The 23312-nt window shown below is 70.6% G+C and carries 21 protein-coding genes and 2 pseudogenes; 17 read left to right on the top strand and 6 right to left on the bottom strand.

Translation table 11 applies throughout. The annotated features are described in order from the left end of the window. Window positions 1-130: 130 nt before the first annotated feature. A pseudogene (locus tag SAVERM_RS10390) lies at window positions 131-473 on the top strand (Tn3 family transposase); the annotation flags it as partial. 79 nt (window positions 474-552) lie between these two features. Here the strand turns inward: SAVERM_RS10390 and SAVERM_RS10385 are convergent. Further along, a complete protein-coding gene (locus SAVERM_RS10385) occupies window positions 553-1425 on the bottom strand; it encodes a helix-turn-helix transcriptional regulator (RefSeq protein ID WP_010983411.1) in 873 nt (290 codons plus the stop codon). 190 nt (window positions 1426-1615) lie between these two features. Between SAVERM_RS10385 and SAVERM_RS10380 the strand changes: the two genes are divergently transcribed. Continuing rightward, entirely contained in the window at window positions 1616-2377 is a 762-nt protein-coding gene (locus tag SAVERM_RS10380) for an SDR family oxidoreductase (RefSeq protein ID WP_010983410.1), read from the top strand. 123 nt (window positions 2378-2500) lie between these two features. On the opposite strand, the pseudogene SAVERM_RS44650 reads toward SAVERM_RS10380, so the two are convergent. After that, window positions 2501-2673, bottom strand: a pseudogene (locus SAVERM_RS44650) (site-specific integrase); the annotation flags it as partial. Between SAVERM_RS44650 and SAVERM_RS10375 the strand changes: the two are divergent. The 4 genes from SAVERM_RS10375 to SAVERM_RS10360 all read left to right on the top strand — a co-directional run bounded on the left by SAVERM_RS10375 (window position 2647) and on the right by SAVERM_RS10360 (window position 6124). Beyond that, window positions 2647-3219, top strand: coding sequence for an IS110 family transposase (locus tag SAVERM_RS10375; protein WP_010983409.1), 573 nt, complete (start codon window positions 2647-2649; stop codon window positions 3217-3219). The pseudogene SAVERM_RS44650 and the gene SAVERM_RS10375 overlap by 27 nt on opposite strands. 32 nt (window positions 3220-3251) lie before the next feature. Beyond that, window positions 3252-4547: a bifunctional 3-oxoadipate enol-lactonase/4-carboxymuconolactone decarboxylase PcaDC gene (pcaDC, locus tag SAVERM_RS10370; RefSeq protein WP_010983408.1), complete on the top strand. Its 1296-nt coding sequence runs from the start codon at window positions 3252-3254 to the stop codon at window positions 4545-4547. A 72-nt stretch (window positions 4548-4619) separates the two neighbouring features. Continuing rightward, the gene (locus SAVERM_RS10365) at window positions 4620-5255 is read left to right on the top strand and encodes an MBL fold metallo-hydrolase (protein ID WP_010983407.1); all 636 of its coding nucleotides are present in this window, start codon (window positions 4620-4622) and stop codon (window positions 5253-5255) included. 80 nt (window positions 5256-5335) lie between these two features. Continuing rightward, a complete protein-coding gene (locus tag SAVERM_RS10360; protein ID WP_010983406.1) occupies window positions 5336-6124 on the top strand; it encodes an exodeoxyribonuclease III in 789 nt (262 codons plus the stop codon). A 6-nt stretch (window positions 6125-6130) separates the two neighbouring features. Here SAVERM_RS10360 and SAVERM_RS10355 read toward each other — a convergent pair whose 3' ends face one another. Further along, window positions 6131-7894, bottom strand: a complete 1764-nt coding sequence (locus SAVERM_RS10355) for an SGNH/GDSL hydrolase family protein (protein WP_010983405.1) — start codon at window positions 7892-7894, stop codon at window positions 6131-6133. Between the two features lie 207 nt (window positions 7895-8101). Here SAVERM_RS10355 and SAVERM_RS10350 point away from each other — a divergent pair, with 207 nt between their 5' ends. The 5 genes from SAVERM_RS10350 to SAVERM_RS10330 all read left to right on the top strand — a co-directional run bounded on the left by SAVERM_RS10350 (window position 8102) and on the right by SAVERM_RS10330 (window position 11880). Further along, on the top strand, window positions 8102-8542 hold the full coding sequence (locus SAVERM_RS10350) for a DUF6278 family protein (RefSeq protein ID WP_010983404.1): 441 nt from the start codon (window positions 8102-8104) through the stop codon (window positions 8540-8542). Window positions 8543-8657: 115 nt separating this feature from the next. Beyond that, entirely contained in the window at window positions 8658-9401 is a 744-nt protein-coding gene (locus SAVERM_RS10345; protein WP_037647305.1) for an amino acid ABC transporter ATP-binding protein, read from the top strand. 18 nt (window positions 9402-9419) lie between these two features. After that, window positions 9420-10337, top strand: coding sequence for a glutamate ABC transporter substrate-binding protein (locus SAVERM_RS10340; protein ID WP_010983402.1), 918 nt, complete (start codon window positions 9420-9422; stop codon window positions 10335-10337). 11 nt (window positions 10338-10348) lie between these two features. Beyond that, window positions 10349-10993: an amino acid ABC transporter permease gene (locus tag SAVERM_RS10335; protein ID WP_010983401.1), complete on the top strand. Its 645-nt coding sequence runs from the start codon at window positions 10349-10351 to the stop codon at window positions 10991-10993. Beyond that, complete coding sequence (locus tag SAVERM_RS10330; RefSeq protein WP_010983400.1) at window positions 10990-11880, top strand: amino acid ABC transporter permease; 891 nt, start codon at window positions 10990-10992, stop codon at window positions 11878-11880. The genes SAVERM_RS10335 and SAVERM_RS10330 overlap by 4 nt, the downstream gene beginning before the upstream one ends. Window positions 11881-11928: 48 nt before the next feature. Here the strand turns inward: SAVERM_RS10330 and SAVERM_RS10325 are convergent, their stop codons facing one another. Together SAVERM_RS10325 and SAVERM_RS10320 are read right to left on the bottom strand one after the other, a co-directional pair. Then, entirely contained in the window at window positions 11929-13497 is a 1569-nt protein-coding gene (locus SAVERM_RS10325; protein WP_010983399.1) for an alpha/beta fold hydrolase, read from the bottom strand. Between the two features lie 116 nt (window positions 13498-13613). Continuing rightward, window positions 13614-14369, bottom strand: a complete 756-nt coding sequence (locus tag SAVERM_RS10320; RefSeq protein ID WP_010983398.1) for a hypothetical protein — start codon at window positions 14367-14369, stop codon at window positions 13614-13616. 105 nt (window positions 14370-14474) lie between these two features. Here SAVERM_RS10320 and ggt point away from each other — a divergent pair, with 105 nt between their 5' ends. Continuing rightward, window positions 14475-16274, top strand: a complete 1800-nt coding sequence (ggt, locus tag SAVERM_RS10315) for a gamma-glutamyltransferase (protein ID WP_010983397.1) — start codon at window positions 14475-14477, stop codon at window positions 16272-16274. Window positions 16275-16469: 195 nt separating this feature from the next. On the opposite strand, the gene map is transcribed toward ggt, so the two are convergent. Continuing rightward, complete coding sequence (map, locus tag SAVERM_RS10310; RefSeq protein ID WP_010983396.1) at window positions 16470-17255, bottom strand: type I methionyl aminopeptidase; 786 nt, start codon at window positions 17253-17255, stop codon at window positions 16470-16472. 84 nt (window positions 17256-17339) lie between these two features. Between map and SAVERM_RS10305 the strand changes: the two genes are divergently transcribed. The 5 genes from SAVERM_RS10305 (at window position 17340) to SAVERM_RS10285 (ending at window position 23303) form a co-directional block, all read left to right on the top strand. Beyond that, entirely contained in the window at window positions 17340-17591 is a 252-nt protein-coding gene (locus tag SAVERM_RS10305) for a helix-turn-helix domain-containing protein (RefSeq protein WP_037647308.1), read from the top strand. 136 nt (window positions 17592-17727) lie between these two features. Next, a complete protein-coding gene (locus SAVERM_RS10300; protein ID WP_037647310.1) occupies window positions 17728-19356 on the top strand; it encodes a collagen-like domain-containing protein in 1629 nt (542 codons plus the stop codon). A 210-nt stretch (window positions 19357-19566) separates the two neighbouring features. Beyond that, entirely contained in the window at window positions 19567-20409 is an 843-nt protein-coding gene (locus tag SAVERM_RS10295; protein WP_010983393.1) for a nitrilase-related carbon-nitrogen hydrolase, read from the top strand. Then, window positions 20406-21686, top strand: a complete 1281-nt coding sequence (locus SAVERM_RS10290) for an aspartate aminotransferase family protein (RefSeq protein WP_010983392.1) — start codon at window positions 20406-20408, stop codon at window positions 21684-21686. The genes SAVERM_RS10295 and SAVERM_RS10290 overlap by 4 nt, the downstream gene beginning before the upstream one ends. A 57-nt stretch (window positions 21687-21743) precedes the next feature. Then, window positions 21744-23303, top strand: coding sequence for a PucR family transcriptional regulator (locus tag SAVERM_RS10285; protein ID WP_010983391.1), 1560 nt, complete (start codon window positions 21744-21746; stop codon window positions 23301-23303). The last annotated feature ends 9 nt before the right edge of the window (window positions 23304-23312 follow it).

The raw sequence follows: 23312 nt of genomic DNA, 5'->3' as shown, positions 1-23312 counted from the left end.
GGCGGTCCTCGTCGACAGAGCCAGTTCTCCCTTCAGCAGGAGAACGCCCACCTGTTGCCCCGCTCCAGCAGGCGGGAGCGGGGCAAGGCTGGTCGCCCGAAGGGCTCGCACTGTCCCGCAGAACACCGTGGTCAAGGCGCAGGCCAACCTCCAGGAGGGGCCGCCGCGCGCTCGCCCGGAAGATCTTCCACGGCAACGCCGGACAGCTCTACCAGCGTTACCAGGACGGCATGGAGGACCAGATCGGCGCGCTGGGCTTGGTCCTGAATGCGCTGTTCAACACGAGGTACTTGGAGGCCGCCGTCACGCAGCCGCGCGAGGACGGGTTCGAGGCCCGCGACGAGGACGTGGCCCGCCTCTCCTCGTTCGTCCGCCATCACATCAACATGCTGGGCCGCTACTCCTTCCAGCTCCCCGACCTGCCCGGCGGCCTGCGGCCCCTGCGCGCCCCGGACGCCACCGACGACCAATGACCGGGCGCCGAGACGGTCCGCGGATGGCGGACATCGTGGCGCGGCCGTTCTGGCTGTACTGCCGGGAGGCCGGTGTTCGTCAGGGTGTTTTCGGGCGCGGGGCGTCTGCCTGCCTGCTGTGTGCTGTGTCGGTGGGTTCGGTCTGTGAGAGTGCGGCGAGAAGTTGCAGCTTCTCGTCGCCGTCGCTGGCCTTGTCGGGGTAGTAGACAACGAGGATGACGTCGTCGATGGGGAGTTTGTCGCGGTGGAGCCGTAGTTCACCGACGACGGGGTGGTGGACGGTGGTGGTGCCTCCGTCGAGGTTGCGGACGTCGTGTCGGGCCCACAGGGTGCGGAACCGCTGGCTGGACAGTGCGAGCTCTCCGACGAGTTCGACAAACCGGGGGTTGTCGGTGTCGTCCCCGATGGTGGTGCGAAGGCCGGCGATGAAGCTGGCGGCGGCTTTGGCCCAGTCCTGGTGAAAGGCTTGTTCCTCGGGATCGAGGAAGAGGGAACGAAGCCGGTTCTGGCCGGGCCGCAGGCGCGGGGAGAGCGCGACGGCCATGGGGTTGGAGGCCAGGACGTCGAAGGCGCGACCTTCGACGAACGCGGGAATCCGAAGGTGGGCGAGGAGCTGGTGCACCCGTGCCGGTACGTGCTCGGGTCGCTTGCGGCGCGGAGCCCTGGGGCGTGCTGCCGTGAGGCCGAGCAGATACGTCCGCTCGATGTCGTCGAGCCGCAGGACACGCGCGAGTGATTCGAGGACCTGAGGTGAGGGATTCTTGTCGCGTCCCCGTTCCAGTCGCAGGTAGTAGTCGGGGCTGATGCCGGCGAGCAGGGCGACTTCCTCACGGCGCAGGCCGGGCACGCGGCGGTTGCCGCCGGGCGGGAGCCCCGCCCGCGCCGGTGAGACCAGCTCACGCCGGGCGCGCAGGTAGCTGCCGAGCCGGTTGCCGGATTCCTCATCCTTCATACCGACACCGTAGTGCGGTGCGTGCGTCTCAGCGGGGGCCCTGGCAGGACCAGGGAAGACGGGGGCCCTGCCACGCTCAGCGGATACCGCCAAGACTTGCGGCATCACTGTTCACAAAGGACAGAGAACATCGCCGAATGGCGCCGCGGGTCTGAACGCCGTCGGCGCTCTGAACTGAAGGGAAGATCTCGTGGATCTCTCCAACCGCACCGTTCTCATCGTCGGCGGGACCTCGGGTATCGGACGAGAGCTGGCCCGCCGGTTCGCCGCAGCGGGCAGCACCGTGGCCGTCGGCGGCCGCAGCCCGGAGGCACTCTCGGAACTCGCCGGAGAAGGCTTCGGCACAATCAGCATCGATGTCACCGACAGTGCCTCCGTCGCATCTGCCCGTGACGCCGTGCTCGCCCGGTACCCCGAGCTGGACACCGTGGTGACGATGCCGGGCATCATGCTCCTGGAGGACCTGCGCGACCCCGCGCACTTCGAGGCGGCAGCGACGACGATCGACACCAACCTGGTGGGCACCATCCGGGTCATCGACGCCTTCACCCCGCACCTGGTCCGGCGGGGCGCCGGCACCTTCATCACCGTCACCTCCGGCATCGCCTTCCTGCCCTTCCCGCCCATGCCCACCTACGCCGCCTCGAAAGCCGCGGTGCACGCCTACTCCGAGGCGCTGCGCGCGCAACTCGACGGCACCGGCGTCAGCGTCGTCGAACTCGTCCCCCCGGCCGTCGCCACAGCAGGCCAGGAAAAGGTGAACCCGCACGCGCTGCCGCTCGACGACTTCGCCACCGAGGTCGTGCAACTGCTCTCAGAGGACCCCACCCCCCGCGAAATCCTCGTGAAGGCGGCACTCATGCACCGCTGGGCCGAGCGCGACGGCACCTACGACGACCTCGTCGCACAGCGCTCCCAGGCCCTGGCCATGCTCCCCAGCCGTGAAGGCTGACCCCCTTCCCCCCATCACAGGGGCCGCATGGATCACCGCCCCCGGGCGCCAACGAGCAGCCACGCGTGTCCTGGACACGAACCCCGCCACCCGAACGGCTCCGCTCTGTCGGGCGGCGACGTTTCAGCGGCGGGCGTCTGTGGGGGCGAGCAGGCTGGTGAGCTCGGCGATCACCTCCGGAGAAGGCTTGAAGTAGGGGCGGACGTTCTCCGGCTTCTTGTGCCGGACTTCGCCATCAGCGTCAGCAGCGAGGCGCCCTGCTCGCCGAGGTGGGTCAGGGCGGAGTGGCGGTACTCGTCCGTACCTGCGCGCAGTTCACCGATGCGCGTGGTCGCGAGGAGGTCGGCGAGGAGTCGGTGGTGCAGGCCACCCGGATCACGCTGGGCCTGCCGGTTCACCGGATCGGCCAGCTCTCCGAGGAGATCCGGAACGTCGACGCTCGTCTGACCCGGCTGGTGGAACGGCGTGCCCCGCAGCTTCTCGACGTGGTCGGGATCGGTCCGGACACGGCGGTCGCTCTGCTGATCACGGTGGGGGACAACCCGGAACGGCTGGACAGTGAGGCGTCCTTCGCCGCTTTGTGCGGGGTCAGCCCCGTCGAGCGCTCCTCGGGACGCCGGCAGTTCCGTCGCCTCAACCGCGGCGGCGACCGGCAGGCCAACGCCGCGCTCCACCGCATCGTGTTCACCCGCCTGCGGGTCGACCCGCGCGCTCAGGACCACTACGAGCGGCGGATCGAGGAGGGCAGGACCCGGCGCGAAATCGTGCGTTGCCTCAAACGCTACGCGGCCCGGGAGGTCTTCCACCTGGTCAAACAGCTACGGCCAGCACCCCGCTCATAGGGGCTGTCGTGACAGATGAGAGGGTCAGGCGGGTGAGTGAGACACCGATGAACACCCTGCAATACCGCTTTGACGGGCCAGAAGACGCCCCGGTCCTGATCCTCGGTCCCTCACTGGGTACCACATGGCACATGTGGGACCGGCAGGTCCCGGAGCTGATGAAGCAGTGGCGGGTGTTCCGGTTCGACCTGCCGGGACACGGCGGCGCGCCCGCGCACCCCGCGGGGTCCGTCACCGACCTGGCCGCCCGGCTGCTGGCCACGCTCGACGCCCTCGGCGTGCACCGGTTCGGCTACGCGGGCTGCGCGCTCAGTGGTGCCGTCGGCGCCGAGCTGGCACTGCGCCACCCCGAACGCCTCGCCTCGCTCGCGCTGATCGCCGCCTCGCCGCGCTTCGGCACGGCCGACGAGTTCCGGCAGCGCGGCGTGATCGTACGGACGAACGGGCTCGACCCCATCGCCCGTACGTCCCCGGAGAGATGGTTCACCGGCGGGTTCGCCGCCGCCCAGCCCGCGATCACAGAGTGGGCCGTGCAGATGGTGCGGACGACCGACCCCGGTTGTTACATCGCGTCCTGCGAGGCACTCGCCGCCTTCGACGTACGCGCCGAACTCAGCCGGATCGGCGTCCCGACGCTGGTCCTCGTCGGCTCGGACGACCAGGTCACCGGCCCCGCCGAGGCGCGCACCCTGGTCGCCGGGATACCGGACGCCCGGCTCGCGGTCGTGCCCGGCGCCTCCCATCTGGTGCCGGTGGAGCAGCCCGCGGCGGTCACCGATCTGCTCGTGCGGCACTTCTCCACCGCCTGGCAGCCCGCCTTCGAGTCGACCACCGGCCAGACGGCGATTCCCGCGGCCCCCGTGAAGCCGGTGCTCGCCGCGCCGGCACCGGTCGCGCCGGTCGCCGAGATCGCGCCGGCCGCCATGCAGCCGGAGCCCGCGGGCAGGCCCGACCGCTACGAGACCGGGCTCAAGGTGCGCCGCGAGGTGCTCGGCGACGCGCATGTCGACCGGGCCCTGGCCTCGGCGGACGCGTTCTCCGGGGATTTCCAGGAGTTCATCACCCGGTACGCGTGGGGCGAGATCTGGGACCGGCCCGGGCTGGACCGGCGCGCGCGCAGCTGCGTCACGCTCACCGCGCTGGTCGCGGGCGGCCACCTCGACGAGCTCGCCTTCCACACCCGCGCGGCCCTGCGCAACGGGCTCACGCCGGTGGAGATCAAGGAGGTGCTCCTCCAGGCGGCGGTCTACTGCGGCGTACCGGCCGCGAACAGCGCCTTCAAGGTGGCCCAGCAGGTCATCCGGGAGGAGACCACGCCCCAGGAGTGATCCTTTGAGCCTGGCAGTGAGAGCACCAGTCTCGGCAGCCCTCCGTCGCGTCGGCGGGGGCAGGATGGACTCATGAAGCTCACGAAGAAGTCGCACGCCTGCATCCGCCTCGAGAAGGACGGGCGCACGCTCGTCATCGACCCGGGCACCTTCAGCGAGGAGGACGCGGCCGTCGGCGCGGACGCGATCCTGGTCACGCACGAGCACCTCGACCACTTCAACGAGGACCGGCTGCGGGCGGGCCTGGAGTCCAACCCGGCGGCCGGGATCTGGACCCTGAAGTCGGTTGCCGAGAAGCTCTCCGCGGCTTTCCCGGGCCGCGTGCACACGGTCGGGCACGGTGACACCTTCACCGCCGCGGGCTTCGACGTCCAGGTGCACGGCGAACTGCACGCCGTGATCCACCCGGACATCCCGCGCATCACCAACGTCGGCTACCTGATCGACGACGGCCGCGTCTTCCACCCGGGCGACGCGCTCACCGTCCCCGACCACCCGGTCGAGACGCTGATGCTCCCCGTCATGGCCCCCTGGAGCAAGATCGCCGAGGTCATCGACTATGTGCGCGAGGTCAAGCCCCAGCGCGCGTACGACATCCACGACGCCCTCCTCACGGACCTCGCCCGCCCGATCTACGACCACCAGATCGGCGCCCTCGGCGGCTCCGAACACCTGCGTCTGACGCCGGGCGCGTCGGCCGAGGTCTGACGCCGGGACCAGTCGGGCGAGGTCCGGCGCCGGGACCACCGCGCGACCGGTTGTCATACCAGCCCGGTAGGTTGTGAGGCATGCGCATCGCCACCTGGAACGTGAACTCGATCACCGCCCGTCTCCCGAGGCTCCTGGCCTGGCTGGAGAGCAGCGGCACGGACGTGCTGTGCATCCAGGAGACCAAGACGACCGCCGAGCAGTTCCCGGCGGACGCGCTGCGCGAGCTGGGCTACGAGTCGGCGGTGCACGCCACAGGGCGGTGGAACGGCGTGGCGGTGATCTCCCGCGTCGGCCTCGAGGACGTGGTCAGGGGCCTGCCCGGCGACCCCGGCTTCGACGGCGTCCAGGAGCCCCGCGCGCTCTCCGCGACCTGCGGCCCGGTCCGCGTCTGGTCGGTGTACGTGCCGAACGGCCGCGAGGTGGAGCACCCCCACTACGCGTACAAGCTCCAGTGGTTCGAGGCCCTCAAGGCGGCGGTCGCGGGCGACGCGGCGGGCAGCCGGCCGTTCGCGGTGATGGGCGACTTCAATGTGGCGCCGACGGACGACGACGTGTACGACGTGGCCGCCTTCGAGGGCCTCACCCACGTCACCCCGGCCGAGCGCGCCGCCCTGGCGACGCTCCGTGAGGCGGGCCTGTCCGATGTCGTCCCGCGTCCGCTGAAGTACGAGCACCCCTACACGTACTGGGACTACCGCCAGCTCTGCTTCCCCAAGAACCGCGGCATGCGCATCGACCTGGTGTACGGCAACGAGCCGTTCGCCAAGGCGGTGAAGGACGCGTACGTGGACCGCGAGGAGCGCAAGGGCAAGGGCGCGTCGGACCACGCGCCGGTCGTGGTGGACCTGGACGTGCAGGACGCGTAGCAGGGCTCACAGCAGCGTCAGGTCCACCGACTCCGCCAGCGCCGCGAGGCCCGCGTCGTTGGGATGCAGATGGTCCCCGCTGTCGTATGCGGGCAGGAGGCGTGCGGGATGCCCGGGGTCGCGTACGACGGCGTCGAAGTCGAGGACGCCGTCGAAGCTCTCGCTCGCGCGGATCCAGGTGTTCACCGCGGTGCGCCGGGTGTCGGCGGCCGGGGTGCACAGGGACTCGCCCTCGCAGGGCGCGATCGTCGCGGCCAGGACGCGTAGCCCTCGCCCATGGGCTCGGTCGGCCAGCTCCCGGAGCCCCGCGATCACCTGATCCGCCGAGGCGCCCCAGCGGACGTCGTTGACGCCCTGGAAGACGACGGCCGTGCGCGCGGACGTCTGGGCCAGGACGTCACGGTCGAGCCGGTGCAGCGCGCTCACCCCGCCGGTGTCGGTGGAGATCCCGTCTCCGGGATAGCGGTCGGTGACCACACGATTCGCCGAGATGCCCTGGTTCAGCACGCCATAGTGCGGGACCACATGTTGGTTGAGCACACGGGTGGCGAGCACATTGGGCCAGCGGTGATTGGCGTCCTGCGTCGACTTCTCGCCATCGGTGATCGAGTCCCCGAGCATCACCACGGAGCCCGGCCCACCGCCCACATCCACGCCGGTCAGCAGCGGCCACGAGGTGATGGCCGAGGTGTACGCGTCCGGAGTGCCGTCGCCCGCATGGTCGCCCGGCTCGCTGACGTACGACCGCTGCACCGCGAGCCGGTGCACGGGCGCTGCGGTCACCGTCCCCGGCAGATGGAAGCTGACCAGCAATTGGGCGTCGGCCGGCACCTGGAAGCCGACGGGATCGCTGACCTCCTGCGCCCCCGCGGGGATCTCGGCCCCGGCCGCGCCCCGGAAGGAGAGCGGCACCGGTGCCGCCACGGGCCGGGCACCCGCCTCCTGCACCGCCACCGTCGCGCTGCCGATCCGCACCGGCGCCGCCGCGAACGTGTTGTCGAGCCGGATGCGCACCCGTGGCCCGCCCGCCGAGGTGTGCACCACAAGCCGCAGAGTCCGGTCCGTCCACGGGCCGACGGCCGTGTAACCGGAGGTCGAGGCCGCCCAACTGCCCGTCCAGCCACGGGTGGAAGGACGTATCGAGAGGGCGAACACATGGAGGTCGCCGCCCCGCGGCAGTGTCACCGAGGCGACCTCGCGGCCGTGCGCGAGCGGCACGGTCACGACGTACAGCCGTGCCTTCTCGGCGAGTTGACCCGCGGGGGTGTTGATGTGCGGCAGCGCCACCGCCTTGGTGGCGAGCGGGCCGGTGCGCCAGTCCGAGGCGGTGAGCCGGTACGAGGAGCGGGTGCCGTTCGCGTACCGGACCGTGCCCGTGCCGCTCACGTCGGAGCCGGCCGTGCCGGCGGCGAGGAAGGCGAGCGCGTCGCCGCGGCCGCGCAGCCGGACCGACTGGGCGTCGGCCCGTACGTTGTCGGGCTCGCCCGCCGCCCGGCGCGGCCAGGTCAGCCGTGCGCCCTGCACTGTCAGCGTGCGCCCGGGTGTCCAGCCGGCCGCCGTCAGGTCCTGCGCGGACAGGGAGCTCCCCGAGCCGTCGAAGTCCGCGGCGCCCGGCCGCTGGTCGTCGCTGACCGCGGTGTTGTCGAAGAGCCGTTCCAGTGGGACCGGTCCGGCGCCGTGCGGTGCCGCGACCGCCTCCGCCGCCGCGACCGGCGCCACACCCGCGAACAGCCCGAGCAGCGCGGCCGCCCCCCAAAGACGTCGACGCACGTCCCGCTCCTCTCCCCACGGAAGCCGAGGTGATGTCAGATCTTCCCTGAAGCTAAGGAGGCGTCGGGTACACGTCAATGCAGGCGGTGGCCGCACCCGCGGCGATCGGGCCGGATCCGTACGGGTCCGGGTCCGTGCGCGGCTCCGTGCGAGGCCAGGTCCGCGCGCCTGTGGTGCGGCAGGTCGTGCGAATGACACGCTAGGCGTATGAACATCCCTTTCCTGGGCAACTGGCGCAAGAAGCACGGTGCGGCCTTCGGTGTCGCGGTGTTCACCGACGGTGACAGTGATCGCGAAGGGGTCGCCGAACTTCTCTCGGAGTGCGAGCTGCTGCGCTCGCAGGCCGAGCAGGCGGGCGTCGAACTCGACGACTCCGCGACCTCGCTGGAGGCGCTCGACCAGCTCCTGCCGCGCTGGCGCGACGACGAGGAGATCCTGCCCTGGCTGGGAAACGACGCGGGGCTCTATCTCGGCACCGTCATCGTGCGCACGGTCGCGGGCGCCGACTGGGAGATCTGGACCAGTGGCCGGCCCACGGTGCGGCTGGCCGGCGGCCGTGAGGTCGACGTGGTCTCCGCCGGTCACGAGTGGGCGACGACCGGCGCACCGGAGCTCTCCCAGGTGTACGCGGAGGTCGCCGAACCGTAAGCCGAGGCGTAAATACGGCTAATGCCCGAAAAGTGCGTGTCGAGTATTAAGCCCGTTCCTGGCTGGATAGTTTGCGGCGACTGCGACACAGCTGAGAGTGAGTAGGGCGGGCTGCATGGCTGTCGATCCGCTGATCGAACTGCATGACGTGAACAAGTACTTCGGCGAGCTCCATGTCCTCCAGGACATCAACCTCACTGTCGGCAAGGGGGAGGTGGTCGTGGTCATCGGCCCGTCCGGGTCGGGCAAGTCGACGCTCTGCAGAACGGTCAACCGGCTCGAGACCATCGAGTCCGGCACGATCAGACTCGACGGACAGCCGGTCCCCGACGAGGGCAAGGCGCTCGCGAAACTCCGCGCCGAGGTCGGCATGGTCTTCCAGTCGTTCAACCTCTTCGCCCACAAGACCGTGCTGCAGAACGTCTCGCTGGCGCAGGTGAAGGTCCGCGGCCGCAAGAAGGACGAGGCCGACAGGCACTCCCGGGAGCTCCTCGACCGTGTGGGCCTCGCCGATCAGGCGCTCAAGTATCCGGCGCAGCTCTCCGGCGGCCAGCAGCAGCGCGTGGCCATCGCCCGCGCCCTCGCCATGAACCCCAAGGCGCTCCTGTTCGACGAACCGACCTCGGCCCTCGACCCCGAGATGATCAACGAGGTGCTGGAGGTCATGCAGCAGCTCGCCCGCGACGGCATGACCATGGTCGTCGTCACCCACGAGATGGGCTTCGCGCGCTCGGCGGCCAACCGCGTCGTCTTCATGGCCGACGGCCGCATCATCGAGGACCGCACGCCGGAGGAGTTCTTCACCAACCCGCGCACCGAGCGGGCCAAGGACTTCCTCTCCAAGATCCTCAAGCACTGAGCCGGGGGAGTGCGACCCATGATCCGCAGCACACGTGTGTGTCTTGCCCTTGCCCTCGTCCTGATCACGGCACTTCTCGCGACCGCCTGCGGCAAGGAGGGCAGTCCGCCCACCAAGGGACCGGCCACCGACAAACTGCCCGACTACCAGGTGGCGCAGGGCTTTCAGCTCAACGACTCGCCCACCTGGAAGCGGGCCAAGAAGCGCGGCTACCTCACCGTCGGCGTCAAGGAGGACCAGCCCTACCTCGGCGAGAGGGACCCGGCGAGCGGCGCCTTCTCCGGCTTCGACATCGAGATCGCCAAGATGATGTCGGCCTCGCTCGGCTTCGACCCCGGCACGATCCGCTTCAAGACCATCGCCTCCGCCAACCGTGAAACCGCCCTCCAGAACGGCCAGATCGACTACTACGTCGGCACCTACACCATCAACGACAAGCGCAAGAAGCTCGTCGGCTTCGCCGGTCCGTACTACCTGGCGGGTCAGTCCCTGCTGGTCCGCAAGGACGAGCAGGGGATCAACGGGCCGCAGGACCTGGCCGGCAAACGCGTCTGCTCGGCCGCCGGTTCCACCCCGTACCAGCGCATCCAGCAGGACTACCCGAAGGTGAAGCTCGTCGCGTACGACACGTACTCCGTCTGCGTCGACAACCTGCTCACCTACCAGGTCGACGCCGTCACCACCGACGACGCGATCCTCATCGGCTACGCGGCGAAGGTGCCCGAGGAGCTCAAGGTCGTCGGCAAGCCCTTCTCCGAGGAGCCCTACGGCATCGGCGTCCCGCGCAACGACAACGCCCTCAGGTTCGCTCTCGACGACGCGCTGGAGGCCCGTGAGAAGGACGGCGACTGGAAGAAGGCGTACGAGGCGACGCTCGGCCTGTCCGGCGTGCCGGCGCCCACCCCGCCCGCGATCGACCGCTACCCGGCGAGCTGAGCGAGGCCGATGTGAACGTACTGACAGACAACTTCTCCACCTTCGCCAAGGGATTCCTCGGGACGGTCGAACTCACCGTCTACGCCTCGGCGCTGGCACTCGTCCTCGGGTTCCTCATGGCCTCCTTCCGGGTCGCTCCCGTCGCCTCCCTGCGGGCCTTCGGCACAGCCTGGGTGACGGTGCTGCGCAACACGCCGCTCACCCTGCTGTTCTTCGCGGTGCTGCTCGGCCTGCCGCGGTTCGGACTCGTTCTGCCCTTCGAGGTGTTCGCGGTCCTCGCGCTCGGCTGCTACACCTCGGCGTTCATCTGTGAGGCGCTGCGCTCCGGCATCAACACCGTGCCCAGGGGACAGGGCGAGGCGGCCCGCAGCCTGGGCATGACGTTCGAGCAGACGCTGTCCGTGGTCGTCCTGCCCCAGGCGTTCCGCTCCGTGATCTCGCCGGTCGGCTCGACGCTCATCGCCCTCGCCAAGAACTCCGCGATCGCCGGCGCGTTCAGCGTCAACGAGCTGCTCGGCACGTACAAGACGCTCAGCGAGCTCGGCTACAACATCGTCTGGACCTTCGTCTGGATCGCCGTCGGCTACCTGATCATCACCCTCACCATCAGCGCGATCTTCAACTTTCTGGAACGCCGCTGGGGAGTCGCCCGATGACCACCAAAACCCTTGAGGCCACGGCCCTCTACGACATCCCCGGGCCCAGGACGCGACAACGGCACCGACTGTACGGGGTGTTGTCGACCGTCGTTCTGCTCGCCCTGGTCGGCTGGATCGTGTATCTCCTCTTCGACACCGGCCAGTTCACGTACACCAAGTGGATGCCCTTCGAGTACAAGGGAATCCAGGAACTGCTGCTGCGCGGTCTCGGCAACACGCTCAAGGCCTTCGGGATCGCCGCGGTACTCTCGCTGGCCCTCGGCGGCCTGCTCGCCACCGGGCGGCTCTCGGACCACGCCCCGGTGCGCTGGGTGGCCACGCTGGTCGTCGAGTTCTTCCGGGCCATGCCGGTGCTGGTGATGATCTTCTTCATCTTCGTGGCGCTCAAGGTGCAGCCGCTGCCCGCACTGGTCGCGGGACTCACCCTCTACAACGGCTCGGTGCTCGCCGAGGTCTTCCGCTCGGGCGTGGAGTCCGTCGAACGCGGTCAGCGGGAGGCCGCGTTCGCCCTCGGCATGCGCAAGACGCAGGTGATGGCGCACGTGCTCGTACCGCAGGCCGTACGCGCCATGCTGCCCGCCATCATCAGCCAGCTGGTGGTGGCCCTGAAGGATACCTCGCTCGGTTATCTGATCACCTACGAGGAGTTCCTCCACGCCGGGAAACTGATCGCGTCGAACCTCGACTACGATTTGCCGTTCATCCCCGTGGTGATGGTGATCTCGCCGATCTACATCGGGATGTGCATGCTGCTTTCCTGGTTCGCCCAGTGGGTGTCCCGGCGTGAGCAGCGCAGTCCCAAGACCGAGGCCGTGGAAGTCGCCGCGGCCGAGCCAGGGACGCTGCTGCCGCGTGGGGGTCCCCCCACGGCCCCGAGACCATAGGGGGAGCAGCAGCGCACAGGGCCAGGCCCGGCCGGCAGCAGCCGGAGATCACTGCTCGCGCAGGGGTACCGACACGTATGAGGTGTCGTGCTCCGGCGAGGAGAAGGTCAGCTGCGCGCCGGACGGGTTGTGCTCGATGTAGAGGGAGTCGACCGTGTCGACGACCAGGGCGAGGCGGTGCCCCGCCGGGACGTCGTAGGCCGTGGAGGACAGTTCCAGGTCGACGCCGAACGGCTGACCGGGGGTCTGGCCGTGGAAGGTGTACGGAGCGTTGCTGACCAGCTTGCCGACACCGAGCGGGCCCACGTCGTAGAGGTACGCGACGAGGGTGCCGCTCTCCTTGGTGCCGGTGACCGTGGTGTGCAGCTTCACCGTGCCGCGCACGTGTTGGCCGCTCGTGTACTTCTCCGACTGCCAGACGGCGGCCCAGTAGCGCGGCAGCAGCGGGATCGAGGCCATCGGGGGCAGCTGGGCGAGCTGGTCGAGGATGCTGGACAGGAAGATGAGCCCGCCGTTGGCGCCCGAGTCCACGTTCGTGTGGATCGTGGTGGTGCCCGTGAGGGCGATCTTCTTCGTCGTCGCGCCGACCGACTTCCAGTCCGGATAGCCCTCGTAGTCACCCGTGGAACGGGGCTTGAGCTGGACCGGCTGCTCGCCGTCGATGCCGTTGTCCTCGCCCTTGAGGTAGTGGTCGAACCAGCGTTCCGTGTCCGTCCACACGTCGTTGGGGACCCCGAACAGGCCGGCTATCTCGGCGGTGGCGTGGTCGCCGGGGCGGAACTCCAGGCGCTTCGGGCCGGTCAACTCCTCGTAGTACTTGGCGAGTTGATTGGGCGAGAAGATCGTGTCGCCCCAGCCGTTGGCCATGAAGACGGCCGCGCCGTTCTTGTTCATCTGGTCGATGTACGTCTCGGGGGAACGTTTCTTCCCCCAGGCGAGGAGGTCCGGCTCCGTGGACAGGTCGGAGGCGAAGAAGTCCTTGAAGACCTGCTGGAGTTCGGGGCTCGGGCGGCCGGTGAGGGTTCCGGCACCGTCCAGCAGGGCGGCCGCCTGGACGTGCTGGGTGCGGCCCGAGTAGATCGAGTCGGTGAGGTCGGCCCAGCCGCTGAGGGCCGCGACCGCCTTGATCCGCTTGTCGTGCGAGGCGGCGAGCAGGCTGATGCCGGCGCCGTACGACATGCCCGCCATGCCGACCTTCCGCGCGTCCGCCGGGGTGTGGGCGAGGGCCCAGTCGATCACTTTGGAGGCGTCCGCCACGTCGGGCGGGCCGGCCACCTCTATGTATCCGCCGGACTGCCAGAAGCCGCGGACGTTGTAGCTGACGACCACATAGCCGGAGTCCGCGAGCTTGTGGGCCTGGGCGAGGTACTCGGCCTGCGGCAGGCCCCAGCTGGTCGGCAGCACGATGAGCGGGTAGGTGCGGGAGCCGTCGGCGCCGGCGGGCGTGACGACATTGGCCTTCAGGACCGTGCCGCCGTCACCGGCGATGTCGACGAAGCTGACGCCGCCCGACGCCGCCTGTGCGGTGGGGGCGAGCCCGAGGGCGGTGCCGGCGATCAGGGTCGCCGATACGGCGCTCACTGCGGTCGTGCGCAGGGTCTTGCGTGCGTGTCCCACGGGTCACTCCTCACTTTTGTCAGTGCAAAGTGACCCGACGGTAACCGCAGCTCCTTACCTTAAGTAACCCGTCGGTAAGTTACGTGCCAGTAACGATTGTTGGAATGGCCTGAAACCTAGGAGGCGCGGTGCGAGTTGCGGGGAGCCACGACCGGCGCCGGGGTCTGCGCGGCCCGGGTGACGTCCGCGACGAGTTCGACGACATCGGGCCCGTACGCCTGGGAGTTGACGACCTTCAGGAGCAGGACGAAGGAGTTGCCGCCGTACTTGCGCGCGAGGCGCTCGTGGTTGCGGGCGAGATAGCGGGTGGCCGCCTGGTTGGTGATGGCGCGCTGGCCGCAGAAGAGGAAGACCGGTCGTGTGCCGTGGCCCAGGTCGGCGGTGAGGCGGGCGAGGAGCACGTACTCGCCCTTGCCGGACTCCAGCCGGTAGCGCTCGGTGCCGATCTGGAACGCGCCGCGGTCCGGGCCCGGTTCGGGGTCGGTGTTCACCTGTATGCCCGGCAGCAGGCTGTGGAGGTGCGCGGCCATCCGGCGGTTCGAGGACGGCCCGCCGACGCAGAACTCGGTGCGCTCGCCGAAGCCCTGCTGGGCCGCGTCGTGCGCGACGACCTGGGCGTGCGCGCCGCAGTCCTTGATCAGCGCGGAGAGTTCGAGCAGCGCGAACACGTCGTGGCGCATCACCGTCAGCTCGGGGCCGCCCGCCTCGCGGTTGACCACCAGCAGCGACTCCGAGTTGTCGGGCAGCCCGAAGAACGCCTGCTTGCGGCGCAGCTTCCGCTTCCACAGATAGGTACGGGCGATCCAGCCGAGGGCGGCGCTGATGCCGGCCGCGACCACGCCGAGGACGATGTTGCGCACGTCGTCATTCATGGGCGCGCATGCTAGCCGGGTGCGTTCTACGCTGTTGGAGGAGCCCCTGACGGGGCCATGGCGATACGGTTACGCTGCGCAGACGCCTGTGATCTGGAGGTACGGATGCGTCGGCCTGTGGCACGGAATCTGGCGGTGTTGGCGGTTTCGGCCGCGGTGGTGTCGGTGGGAGCGGCGGCTCCACCCACCGCGGTCACCTCGGTGCGGAAAGTTCCGGTCGCCGTCGGCTACGGCGGTGCCGTGTCGAGCGTCGACGCGGATGCCTCCGCCGCCGGCATCGAGGTGCTGAAGAAGGGCGGCAACGCGGTGGACGCGGCCGTCGCCACCGCCGCGGCGCTCGGCGTCACCGAGCCGTACTCGTCGGGCATCGGCGGGGGCGGCTACTTCGTCTACTACGACGCCAAGTCCCGTACGGTGCGCACCATCGACGGCCGGGAGACCGCGCCGCTGTCCGCCGACTCCCACCTGTTCGAGGAGAACGGCAAGGCGCTCGCCTTCGCCGACGCCGTCACCAGCGGCCTGAGCGTGGGCACGCCCGGCTCGCCCGCCACCTGGCAGACCGCCCTCGACAAGTGGGGCAGCAAGCGGCTCGGCACGGTGCTGAAGCCGGCGGAGCGGATCGCGCGCGACGGCTTCACGGTCGACAGCACCTTCCGCACCCAGACCGCCTCCAACGAGGCCCGGTTCCGCTACTTCCCGGACACGGCGAAGCTGTTCCTGCCGAACGGTGAGCTGCCGGTGGTCGGTTCCACCTTCAAGAACCCCGATCTCGCCCGCACCTACGCCGAGCTGGGCACCAAGGGCGTCGACGCGGTCTACCGCGGCGATCTCGGCGAGGACATCGTCGCCACCGTGAACAAGCCGCCCGTGGAGCCAAGTTCGGGCTGGAACGCCCGGCCCGGCCGACTCTCGGCCAAAGACCTCGAGGCCTACCGCGCGAAGCTCCAGGCGCCCACGAAGACCTCGTACCGGGGCCTCGACGTCTACTCCATGGCCCCCTCCTCCTCGGGCGGCACGACGGTCGGCGAGGCGCTCAACATCCTGGAGAAGACCGACCTGTCGAAGGCCGACGAGGTGCAGTACCTGCACCACTACATCGAGGCCAGCCGGATCGCGTTCGCGGACCGGGGGCGCTGGGTGGGCGACCCCGCCTTCGAGGACGTACCCACGAAGGAACTGCTGTCGCAGAAGTACGCCGACTCGCGCGCGTGCCTCATCAGCGACGACGCGGTGCTGACCAGCCCGCTGGCGCCGGGTGATCCGCGCAGTCCGGCGAAGGCCTGCGCCACCGGGGGCACGGCGGCTCCGACGACGTACGAGGGCGAGAACACCACGCACCTCACGGTGGCCGACAAGTGGGGCAACGTCGTCGCCTACACGCTCACCATCGAGCAGACCGGCGGCAGCGGCATCACGGTCCCCGGCCGCGGCTTCATCCTGAACAACGAACTGACGGACTTCTCCTTCACCCCGGCGAACCCGGCCGTGCACGACCCGAACCTGCCCGGCCCCGGCAAGCGCCCGCGCTCGTCGATCTCGCCGACGATCGTGCTCGACCGGCACGACAAGCCGGTCGTCGCGCTCGGTTCGCCGGGCGGCGCGACCATCATCACGACCGTGCTGCAGACCCTGACCGGGTTCCTCGACCGCGGGCTGCCGCTGGTCGACGCGATCGCCGCGCCGCGCGCCAGCCAGCGCAACGCGGCCCAGACGGAGCTCGAACCGGGCCTGTACGACAGCACGCTCAGGGGCAAGCTGGAAGCCATCGGGCACTCCTTCAAGCTGAACCCGGAGATCGGCGCGGCGACGGGCGTGCAGCGCCTGTCGAACGGCAAGTGGCTGGCCGCGGCGGAGAAGGTGCGCCGGGGCGGCGGGTCGGCGATGGTGGTGCGGCCGGCGTCGTAGACGGGCCCAGGTGTTCGGCCGCCGCCCCGGCGCAGCCGTGGCGCGACAGGCGGTGGCCGGACACCGGTGGGGCGCGGACCGCCCGGCCGGCGGCCGTGTGCGGGGCTCTGAACCGGTCCGCGTCCGCGCGGACGTGCCGTCGCTGAGACGCCTGCCGCCGGCCGCCGCGCGTGCGTTCTCGGGCGGTGTGGGTCTTCAGGCGGCGTGGGTCTTTGTGCGGGCTGTCAGGATCCGGGGTCCCGCGTCGGTGATCGCCACCGTGTGCTCCGCGTGGGCCGCGCGTGAACCGTCGTCGGTACGGAGGGTCCAGCCGTCCGCCGCCGCGTGGAAACCGTCCGTGCCGCCGCCGATCAGCATCGGCTCGATCGCCAGCACCATGCCGTGGCGCAGCGGCAGACCGCGGCCGGGGCGGCCCTCGTTCGGCACCGGCGGGTCCTCGTGCATCCGGCGGCCCACGCCGTGACCGCCGAAGCCGTCCGGGATGCCGTACCCCGCCGCCCGGCACACCGAGCCGATCGCGTGCGCGATGTCCCCGATGCGGTTGCCGACGACGGCCGCCGCGATGCCCGCGGCCAGCGCGCGTTCGGCGGTCTCCACGAGCCGTACGTCCGCGGCCCGGGGCGTGCCCACGATGAAGCTGATCGCCGAGTCGCCGACCCAGCCGCCCAGTTCGGCCCCGAAGTCGACGGAGACCAGGTCGCCGTCGCGCAGCCGGTACCCGTCCGGGATGCCGTGCACGATCGCCTCGTTGACGGAGGCGCAGATGACCGCCGGGAAGGGCGTGGGCGCGAACGACGGCCGGTAGCCGAGGAAGGGCGACGAGGCCCCCGCCTCCCGCAGTACTCCGCGTGCCACCTCGTCCAGCTCCAGCAGGGAGACGCCCACGTCGGCGGCCTCCCGCACCGCCGTGAGAGCTCTCCCCACGACCTGGCCCGCCTCGTGCATCGCGTCGATCGACGTATCCGTCTTGAGTTCCACCATGCCAATTATTATACCGGTAGGGCCCTATTGGCATAACGCCCGATCGGCTCTCCGGCGGAGGCGAGCCGGTATTAGAATGTGGTCATGGTGCGCACCCCGCTGACCCCCGAAGAACATGAACGCGGCGAGCGGCTCGGGCAGTTGCTGCGCGAGGCCCGTGGTAGTCGCACCATGGCCGACGTCGCCGCGAGTGCCGGCCTCTCGGCGGAGACCCTGCGCAAGATCGAGACCGGCCGCGCCCCGACCCCGGCCTTCTTCACCGTCGCGGCGCTGGCGCGCGCACTCGGACTGTCCATGGACGACATCGCCGGGCGGTGCGTACTGATCGGCGTATGAGCGGGGGCGCGCACGGACGCCCCGCGCTTCGGCGGAGCGCTCTGCGTCCGGTCTGAAAACTCCTCGTAGCCGTTCCGTAACACGGTTGGTGTTTTCTACCGGATCGGAGTACTCCAGTCTGGCGGGAGTTGTGGCGATGGCTGTGGAACAACTCCCGAGACAGGTGGGGGAGTTCGCGAGGTACCTGAACGGCCTGCTGGCCAGGCTCGATCAGGACGGCGGCTGGTGCGGAGTGTTCTGGCAGCGGGACCCCGACGGCATGCGGGCCTGTCTCGACGGCTGGGAGGTGCCGCCCTGGGACGTGGTGGAGGCGCTCCTCCAGGACCTCGCCGCGGAATACGGTCCCGGGGCCGTGGCCGAGGAGGCCGAGCGGGCCCGCTCGCTGCACGCCGCCTCGCTCGCCGCGTACGACGCCCGGCCCGGCGGCCGCGACGCCCTCGGCGACCGGCTGGACGTGATGCTCCGCGAACAGCGCTACGCCGCCGAGCGCCAGGCGGAGCTGGGCCGGCTGCTTCCGTCGGCCGGCTCCCACGAGGAGGCCGACTCCGTCCGCCTGGACCTCGCCTGGGCCCGCGACGACCACGACCGTGCGACGGCCCGCTGCGCGGAGCTACGGCGCCGCATGGAGGACCTGGACCGCCGCGCCCTGCGCGCCCATGGACAGGGCACGCAGCACTTCCCGCCGAGCGGGAGCGGGACCGGGGGTGTTTTCCGGGCGCAGGAGGCCGGACAGCGGGAGCCGGACGGGACCGGCGACAGTCGTCCTCGGCGGCTGCGTCCACAGCAGCAGGGCTATGGACCGACCGGCCACGCCGACCTCTCCGGCCGCACAGACCTCACCGGTCCCACCGGTCCCACCGGTTCCACCGGTCCCACTGATTCCACTGATTCCACCGGCTTTGACGGCCTCACCGGCCCCGCTGACCCAGCCGACCCCGTCAGTCCCACCGGTCCCACCGATCCCACCGATCCGCCCCACACCACCGACAACCCCCCGCCCGTCACCTCCGCAGCCCCGGCCACCATGCCCAAGCAGCGCGGAAAGCGCCGCCCCCGGGGCAGCGCCCGCTTCGCCGGGATGATCGACGCGCAGGAGACACCGCCCGCCGCCACCCTGCCCGCCGCACCCGCTCCCGCGCCCGCACCGAACACCGGCCGCACCCCCCGCGGCGCCCGCTTCGCCGGAGCCGCCGGGCAGGCCCCGGCGGCGAAGCCCCGACGCGAGCCGCTGGACGACGAGGCGCGCCGCGACACCATCGAGACCGTGCGCACACTGACCCGACTGCGCGGCGAGGGCCGCAGCGGTGAGGCGCACGCGCTGCTCGTCGAGGCCGCGTACTGGCCCGCCGCCCGCTTCCCGCTGCTCGCCGCCGAACTGCACCGCGTCGGCCTCGGCGCCGACTGGGCCACCCTCCTGTGGGAGGCGGCCTCGCTCCCCGCCGACCGCCTGGTCGCCGCCGCGGACGCGCTCGTCGCGGCGGGCCGCACGGTGGACGGGCAACAGATGCTGCGGCAGGGGGTGGTCCGGCCCGCCCCGGAGATCGGCGAGGCCCTGCTCGGGCTCACCGGCGACGGCCGCCACCGCGAGGCCCGCGCCCTGCTCGACGCGTACGTACGCATCCGCACTCCGGAGGAAGCGGCCCGCAGTGTCGAGGCGGACCCGCACACGCTCGTCCCCCTGCTCCTGGAGGCGGCCCGGGGCGTCTCCGAGGAATGCCACTGGGACCTCGTCCACGCCCTCCGTGTCGCCGGGTTCACGACCTGACACACCTGGGGCGCGCGAGGCACCAGGGGTTGCGCCGCACGGCCGGCCACTCACCCACAGGGGTGCGAAACGTGATCGACTCCGCGGGTTAACGACGATGGTCTTGGCAAGGCCGTCCCGGAGGCTTACGTTCGAGCCTCTACCGCCTGTGTCTACGGGCGTAGAGGCTCTCTGACGTCCCCGCGAGGACAACAGGCAAAGGAGCGGCACATGGCCCACGTCGTACGCGCCGCACTGGTCCAGGCGACCTGGACCGGTGACACCGAATCCATGATCGCCAAGCATGTGGAGCACGCCCGCGAGGCGGCCCGGCAGGGCGCGAAGGTGATCGGTTTCCAGGAGGTCTTCAACGCCCCCTACTTCTGTCAGGTCCAGGAGCCCGAGCACTACCGCTGGGCCGAGCCGGTACCGGACGGACCCACGGTGGTTCGTATGCAGGAGCTCGCGCGCGAGACCGGCATGGTGATCGTCGTGCCCGTGTTCGAGGTGGAGCAGTCCGGCTTCTACTTCAACACCGCGGCCGTGATCGACGCCGACGGCACCTACCTGGGCAAGTACCGCAAGCACCACATCCCCCAGGTGAAGGGCTTCTGGGAGAAGTACTACTTCAAACCGGGGAACATGGGCTGGCCCGTCTTCGACACCGCGGTCGGCAAGGTCGGCGTCTACATCTGCTACGACCGTCACTTCCCGGAGGGCTGGCGGCAGCTCGGCCTCAACGGCGCCCAGCTCGTCTACAACCCCTCCGCCACCTCGCGCGGTCTGTCCGCCTACCTCTGGCAGCTGGAGCAGCCCGCCGCGGCCGTCGCCAACGAGTACTTCATCGCCGCGATCAACCGCGTCGGCCAGGAGGAGTACGGCGACAACGACTTCTACGGGACGAGCTACTTCGTCGACCCGCGCGGGCAGTTCGTGGGCGAGGTCGCCAGCGACAAGTCCGAGGAACTCGTCGTCCGTGACCTCGACTTCGACGTCATCGACGAAGTGCGGCAGCAGTGGGCCTTCTACCGCGACCGCCGCCCCGACGCCTACGAAGGGCTGGTGCGGCCGTGAGCGACCTGTACGGGCGTCACCGGTCCGTCCTGCCCGACTGGCTCGCGCTCTACTACGCGGACCCGATCGAGATCACCCACGGCGAGGGCCGCCACGTCTGGGACGCGGCAGGCAACAGGTATCTCGACTTCTTCGGCGGCATCCTCACCACCATGACCGCGCACGCGCTGCCCGAGATCACCAAGGCGGTGAGCGAGCAGGCCGGGCGGATCGTCCACTCCTCGACCCTCTACCTCAACCGGCCGATGGTCGAACTCGCGGAGCGGATCGCCCAGTTGTCGGGCATCCCGGACGCCCGGGTCTTCTTCACCACGTCCGGCACCGAGGCCAACGACACCGCGCTGCTGCTGGCGACGACGTACCGGCAGAGCAACCAGATCCTGGCGATGCGCAACAGCTACCACGGCCGCTCGTTCAGCGCGGTCGGCATCACCGGCAACAAGGGCTGGTCGCCCACCTCGCTGTCACCCCTGCAGACGCTGTACGTGCACGGTGGCGTCCGCACCCGCGGCCCGTACGCCGAACTCGGCGACGCCGACTTCATCGCGGCCTGCGTGGAGGACCTGAAGGACCTGCTCGGCCACATCCGCCCGCCCGCCGCCCTGATCGCCGAACCCGTCCAGGGCGTCGGCGGCTTCACCGCACCGCCCGACGGGCTGTACGCGGCCTTCCGGGAGGTACTCCAGGAGCAGGGCATCCTGTGGATCGCCGACGAGGTGCAGACCGGCTGGGGCCGCACCGGCGAGCACTTCTGGGGCTGGCAGGCACACGGGCAGAGCGGCCCGCCGGACATCCTCACCTTCGCCAAGGGCATCGGCAACGGCATGTCCATCGGTGGCGTCGTCGCCCGCGCCGACATCATGAACTGCCTGGACGCCAACTCCATTTCGACCTTCGGCGGCACCCAGATCACCATGGCGGCCGGCCTCGCCAACCTCATCTACCTCCTCGAACACGATCTCCAGGGCAATGCCCGGCGCGTGGGCGGCCTGCTCATCGAGCGGCTGCGGGCCATCGGCGCGCAGCTTCCCGTCGTACGGGAGGTGCGTGGGCGCGGGCTCATGATCGGCATCGAGCTGGTCAAGCCCGGCACCGACGAGGCGAACCCGCAGGCGGCGTCCGCCGTGCTCGAAGCCGCCCGTGAGGCGGGCCTGCTGCTCGGCAAGGGCGGCGCCCACAACACCAGCGCGCTGCGCATCGCCCCGCCGCTCTCGCTCACCGTCGCCGAGGCGGAAGAGGGCGCCGCGATCCTCGACCGCGCCCTGAGGAGTGTCTGAACCATGAGGTGTCTTCCGTAACACCTGAGCAGCAGGCCCGAGCAAGGGAACGTCGCCATGACCACCGCCCTGGAACCCGCCCTGTCGGTACGCCAGGTCCTCACCCTGGACCGGGTACTCGCCGGAGAGCCCGAGGTGGTGGCCGGCGCCGGTCACCTCGACCGGCCCGTGCGCTGGGTGCACGTCGCCGAGGCCGCCGACGTCGGAGTGATGCTCACCGGCGGCGAGATGGTCCTCACCACCGGGGTGCTGCTGGCCGGCGACCCGGAGGCGCAGGCCGAGTACATCCGCTCGCTGCACCGCGCGGAGGCCGCGGCCGTCGTCCTCGGACTCGGCCGGGCCTTCCCGGCGCCGCCGGACGTGATGCGCCGGGCCGCGGAGCGCTGCGGTCTGCCCATGGTGGTGCTCCACCGGCCCTTCCCGTTCGCCGAGTTGACGGAAGAGGTCCAATCCCGGCTCGTACGACAGAAGTTCGCGGCCGTCAGCCTGTCCGAGGCGGTACGCACGGCGCTCACCGGACTCATCACGGCGGGCGCTCCTCTGCAGCGGATGCTCGACGAGATCGCCGGGCACGCCGCCTGTCCCGTCGTCGTCACCAATCTCGCGCACCGCGTCCTCGCCACGGCGGGGGAGCGGTCCGCGGTCGACGACGTGTTGCGTGACTGGGAGCGCATAGCGCGTCAGGCGGGCGGCAGCGAGGGCGCCGGCTGGGTCCGGGCCGAGCTGGGCGGGCGGGGTGAGCGCTGGGGCCGGATCGTACTGTGCGGATACCGCGGCGACGCCGCCACGGGGCGCCTGCTCGCCGACCGGGCCGCCGAGGCGCTGGTCCTGCACCGGATGCTCGGCGGCTCCGCCCACACCTGGGAGGAGCAGTCCGCGCAGGGCCTGCTGACGGACCTCGTCTCCGGTGTCGTACCGGCCCGTCAGCTCCTGCCGCGTGCGCGGGCCGCCGGACTGCCCGTCAACCGCCGGACTTTCGTGCCGCTCGTCGTACGGGACGGGGAGCCGCCCGTGCTCGACCGCGTCCTGCGCATGCTGGGGCTGCCCGGACTCGTCGCCGAACTGGCCGACGGAGCCACCGCCGTGCTGCTCAGCCTCGCCCGGGACCAGGACGCGGAGGCACTCTCGGCGCACTTCGCCACCCGGCTGCGTACGGAGTCCGGGGCGAGCGGGACCGTGGTCGCCGCCGCCGATCCGCGTACCGCCTGGGACGACGTGCCCGCCGGGCTGCGTGAGGCCCAGCACGTGGCCGACGCCGTGGCCGAGAACTCGGCCGTGCTGGACCTGCCGGCCGTGGTGCGCCTGAGGGACGTCCATCTGCGCGGTCTGATCCGGCTGCTGCGGGACGACCCGTACGTCCAGTCCTTCGCCGAGCGCGAGCTGAACGGGCTGCTGTGCGGACGCGACGCCGAGTCGGACCTGCTGCCCGTACTGCGCACCTATCTGGCCACCGGCCGCAACAAGTCCCGCACCGCGCAGCTCCACCACGTCAGCCGGCCCGCGCTCTACCGCAGGCTGGAGGCCATCCAGGCGCGGCTCGGCGTCGACCTCGACGACTTCGAACAGGCCGCCTCCGTCCACATCGCGCTGCTCGCACACGATGCCCAACAGGGGTGAAACGGCGTG

Origin of the sequence: Streptomyces avermitilis MA-4680 = NBRC 14893 (genome assembly GCF_000009765.2) — a bacterium.
Classification (GTDB): domain Bacteria; phylum Actinomycetota; class Actinomycetes; order Streptomycetales; family Streptomycetaceae; genus Streptomyces; species Streptomyces avermitilis.
Note: the sequence above shows the minus strand (reverse complement) of the source record. Positions and strands in the feature narration are given on the sequence as shown.

Bases quoted from the DNA above. Each gene is read 5' to 3' on its own strand.
- SAVERM_RS10295 (WP_010983393.1), top strand. From the start codon at position 19,567: ATGGCCCACGTCGTACGCGCCGCACTGGTCCAGGCGACCTGGACCGGT.
- SAVERM_RS10345 (WP_037647305.1), top strand. From the start codon at position 8,658: ATGGCTGTCGATCCGCTGATCGAACTGCATGACGTGAACAAGTACTTC.
- SAVERM_RS10300 (WP_037647310.1), top strand. From the start codon at position 17,728: ATGGCTGTGGAACAACTCCCGAGACAGGTGGGGGAGTTCGCGAGGTAC.
- SAVERM_RS10350 (WP_010983404.1), top strand. From the start codon at position 8,102: ATGAACATCCCTTTCCTGGGCAACTGGCGCAAGAAGCACGGTGCGGCC.
- SAVERM_RS10360 (WP_010983406.1), top strand. From the start codon at position 5,336: ATGCGCATCGCCACCTGGAACGTGAACTCGATCACCGCCCGTCTCCCG.
- ggt (WP_010983397.1), top strand. From the start codon at position 14,475: ATGCGTCGGCCTGTGGCACGGAATCTGGCGGTGTTGGCGGTTTCGGCC.
- SAVERM_RS10305 (WP_037647308.1), top strand. From the start codon at position 17,340: ATGGTGCGCACCCCGCTGACCCCCGAAGAACATGAACGCGGCGAGCGG.
- SAVERM_RS10330 (WP_010983400.1), top strand. From the start codon at position 10,990: ATGACCACCAAAACCCTTGAGGCCACGGCCCTCTACGACATCCCCGGG.
- SAVERM_RS10285 (WP_010983391.1), top strand. From the start codon at position 21,744: ATGACCACCGCCCTGGAACCCGCCCTGTCGGTACGCCAGGTCCTCACC.
- map (WP_010983396.1), bottom strand. From the start codon at position 17,255: ATGGTGGAACTCAAGACGGATACGTCGATCGACGCGATGCACGAGGCG.
- SAVERM_RS10340 (WP_010983402.1), top strand. From the start codon at position 9,420: ATGATCCGCAGCACACGTGTGTGTCTTGCCCTTGCCCTCGTCCTGATC.
- SAVERM_RS10320 (WP_010983398.1), bottom strand. From the start codon at position 14,369: ATGAATGACGACGTGCGCAACATCGTCCTCGGCGTGGTCGCGGCCGGC.
- SAVERM_RS10385 (WP_010983411.1), bottom strand. From the start codon at position 1,425: ATGAAGGATGAGGAATCCGGCAACCGGCTCGGCAGCTACCTGCGCGCC.
- SAVERM_RS10365 (WP_010983407.1), top strand. From the start codon at position 4,620: ATGAAGCTCACGAAGAAGTCGCACGCCTGCATCCGCCTCGAGAAGGAC.